The organism is Moorena sp. SIO2C4 (assembly GCF_010672485.1).
GTDB classification, from domain to species: Bacteria; Cyanobacteriota; Cyanobacteriia; order Cyanobacteriales; family Coleofasciculaceae; genus Moorena; species Moorena producens.
The window spans coordinates 1-3,347 of sequence record NZ_JAAHGN010000862.1; the positions used below are offsets into that span (position 1 = coordinate 1).

2 protein-coding genes and 1 pseudogene are annotated in these 3,347 nt (G+C 44.0%); 2 read left to right on the forward strand and 1 reads right to left on the reverse strand.

What is annotated here, in order from left to right; genetic code table 11:
• Positions 1 to 345: pseudogene (locus tag F6K20_RS30470) on the forward strand (hypothetical protein); the annotation flags it as partial.
• Between the two features lie 240 nt (positions 346 to 585).
• Here F6K20_RS30470 and gap read toward each other — a convergent pair.
• On the reverse strand, positions 586 to 1,602 hold the full coding sequence (gap, locus tag F6K20_RS30475) for a type I glyceraldehyde-3-phosphate dehydrogenase (protein ID WP_287251343.1): 1,017 nt from the start codon (positions 1,600 to 1,602) through the stop codon (positions 586 to 588).
• Between the two features lie 588 nt (positions 1,603 to 2,190).
• Here gap and F6K20_RS30480 point away from each other — a divergent pair.
• Positions 2,191 to 3,189 carry a 2-hydroxyacid dehydrogenase gene (locus F6K20_RS30480; RefSeq protein WP_008177826.1) on the forward strand — a complete coding sequence of 333 codons (999 nt, stop codon included), beginning with the start codon at positions 2,191 to 2,193 and terminating at the stop codon, positions 3,187 to 3,189.
• Positions 3,190 to 3,347 lie beyond the last annotated feature (158 nt).

Consider the following 3,347-nt stretch of genomic DNA (forward strand, 5'->3'; position numbering starts at 1 on the left):
TACTTCAGCCAGTGGAGTCTCTCTCGGGATCCCGAGGGCATCACTTGGGAGTATCGGCAAGGAAAATACTTTCCTTTACTTAATCAGGTTAATCAGGAATCACCAGCCACCTTTGAACCTGAGATCGAGGAGACTACTCCCACGACTAATGGGTCATCCCAGGGTATTTTAGTAAAACCCTACAGTGTCAAACAGATGTGCGATCGCTTCCGTTGTGGGGACAGGTTACTCAAGAGGATGCGCACTGAACCAAACTTTAGCCAGTGGAGTCGCTCTCGGGATCCCGAGGGCATCACTTGGGAGTATCGGCAAGGAAAATACTTTCCTTTACTTAATCACCAATAGTTCATTAGTTTCAAACCTAGTCAGCAGATGCGTTCGCGTAGCGTGGCCGTAGGCCAATCGCGCCCCGCGTGACCTACGGTCAATCGCATCTGCTTTACTATTTCTGGGATAACAGAAAGTTTGGTCTTTCCGAACTTGCGGTCTCTTCGAGTCTGTTCTGCCTCTTCCCCTTCTCCGGGTTCTAGTCAGGGAAAGTAGTTAGTGATTTTTCCTTTCCCTGCGCTAGCTGCTACGGGCGACCTAACCTTTAGCTGCCATAGATAACATCAGGTCAATCATGCGGTTAGAGTAACCCCACTCATTGTCGTACCAACAGACAACTTTAAAGAAATTAGAATTAAGTTCCATTCCCGCTCCAGCATCGAAAATGCTTGAATGAGGGTCCCCTTGAAAATCGGTGGACACCACTGGCTCCTCTGTATAGCCCAAAATTCCTTTCATCGCCCCAACTGACGCTGCCTTCATTGCTGCACAAATCTCTGGGTAGCTGGTTGCCTTTTGAGTCCTGAAGGTCAAATCTACCACTGATACATCCGGTGTTGGTACCCGTAATGCCATCCCCGTAAGTTTACCTTTCAGTTCCGGTAACACTAGCGTGACAGCTTTGGCCGCACCCGTAGAAGCGGGGATAATGTTCTGAGCAGCACTTCGCCCCCCCCGAAAGTCTTTCTTACTTGGACCATCTACCGTTGGCTGGGTAGCAGTCATGGCATGGACCGTAGTCATTAACCCTTCCGCTAGCCCAAAATTGTCATTAATCACTTTAGCAATGGGAGCAAGACAGTTAGTTGTGCAACTGGCATTGGACACGATAGTATCAATACCCGGGTCATAGGTATTGTGATTGACACCCATCAACAGGGTGGGAACCAAATCAGGGTTTTTAGTCGGAGCAGAGATTACCACCCGCTTCGCTCCCGCTTCTAAATGCTTAGAAGCCCCATCATAGGTGGTAAATAGACCTGTAGATTCTACTACATATTCCACACCGAGTTTCGTCCAAGGCAGTTCCTCTGGGTTTTTAATTGAGACACAGGGGATTTTCTTGCCATTGACCACAATTCCATCAGCTTCAGCTTCTACGGTACCCTTGAAACGACCATGGGTTGAGTCGTATTTGAGTAAATAGGCGATAGTCTGTGGTGGAACTAGGTCATTAATGCCCAGCACTTCGATTTCTGGGTAGTTGAGGGCAGCACGGAATACGAGTCGTCCGATACGACCAAATCCATTGATACCCACTTTGACAGTTGCCATGGACAAATCTCCTTTAAGAGGTTTACAAATTTACGTTTGTCGATAATTAAGAATCCTGATCCAGCGATGCAGCCTAGTCTTGGGGAAACCCCCACTCGCGCTCTGCATCAAGACAATGTCATCCAATAGAGAAGATTAATTCTTCCTTTATTGTTGACAGCTGGGAGCATCAAAACTATCATTAACGGATTGCAAAGCAAGCAGATGTGACTCAATGATTTTTGCTAGGCATCCAAGCTATTGTTTATAGCTCACTCTACTCATTATTTGTTAATCCTTTAACTTAATTTAAGACTGTGGTAATTGGTGTCAATCTCTCCCACTGATCTGTGTTAAACTTCAAATAAATAAAAGAGAAGGTAAGCATTTATAGCGCTACGCGCAAGTCAGAAGTCAGAAGTCAGAAGTCAGAAGTAAGCTATGACTAAGTTTCGGAGTTTAGGAATGTCAAACACCTTAATGGGTAGTGCTATACATGACCGCTGATAGCTAACTGTTAAATGCTTACCAGAGAATTAACCTTTTCTTTAAACCTAGTCTTTAAATTTTTATCTAAAATTTAATTAAGCTTGTTTTGGCATTACATCTATGAAAGTCGCTGTCTTTAGTACCAAAGTCTACGACCGACAGTTTCTGGAAGCTGTTAATTCCCAATATGGTCATGAATTAACTTTTTTTGAACCGCACCTCGATACTCAAACGACTATTTTGGCATCAGGATGTCCAGCAGTATGCGTTTTTGTCAATGATTCCCTCAACGGACAAGTGTTGGAAAAGCTGGCGCAACAGGGAACTCGTCTAATTGCTCTACGCTGCGCTGGTTTTAATAATGTGGATGTCACAAAAGCGACAGAATTGGACATGATAGTAGTGCGTGTTCCGGCTTACTCCCCTTACGCGATCGCTGAACATACGATTGGCTTAATGCTAGCCCTGAATCGCAAGATACATCGTGCTTATTCTCGAGTACGAGAAGGAAATTTTTCCCTAGATGGACTCTTGGGATTCGATATGCATGGTCGCACTGTAGGCATTGTGGGAACTGGTAAAATTGGTGTTGTGGTAGCCCAAATTCTCAATGGTATGGGGTGTCAATTAGTGGCATATGATCCCTATCCCAACCCGGATTGTCAAGCTTTAGGGGTCAAGTATGTAGAGCTAGCTGAACTCTTTGCTATCTCTGATATTGTCACCCTACACTGTCCCTTAACTACTGAAAACTATCATCTGATTAATTCCGAAGCTCTAGAGCAGATGAAACCAGGTGTGATGCTCATTAATACTAGCCGAGGGGGATTGATTGATACCAAAGCCATTATCGCTGCCCTCAAGTCCAAGAAAATTGGCTATCTCGCTCTGGATGTCTATGAGGAAGAATCTGAATTGTTTTTTGAGGATTTGTCTAATGAAGTCATTCAAGATGATATTTTTCAACGTTTACTGACTTTCCCTAATGTAATCATTACTGCTCATCAAGCTTTTTTAACTGAAAATGCCCTCCATAACATTGCTGAAACTACACTATCTAATATTACTAACTTTGAGCAAGGTCTTCCTTGTCCGAATAAAATTATTAATAGGGAATAGGGAATAATATCAAGTCAGGTTTAATACCTATAATTAGAGGGAGAGTGGGAAGTGTGGGGAGATTGGGGGGGTTCCTAGGGAATGCGTTCGCGTAGCGGCTCTTTCATAGCATCCCATTATATCGAATCCCATAATTTTGAAGTTGGAAGACTTATCCA

Coding starts and splice junctions, on each gene's coding strand:
- F6K20_RS30480 (WP_008177826.1), top strand. CDS start 2,191: ATGAAAGTCGCTGTCTTTAGTACCAAAGTCTACGACCGACAGTTTCTG.
- gap (WP_287251343.1), bottom strand. CDS start 1,602: ATGGCAACTGTCAAAGTGGGTATCAATGGATTTGGTCGTATCGGACGA.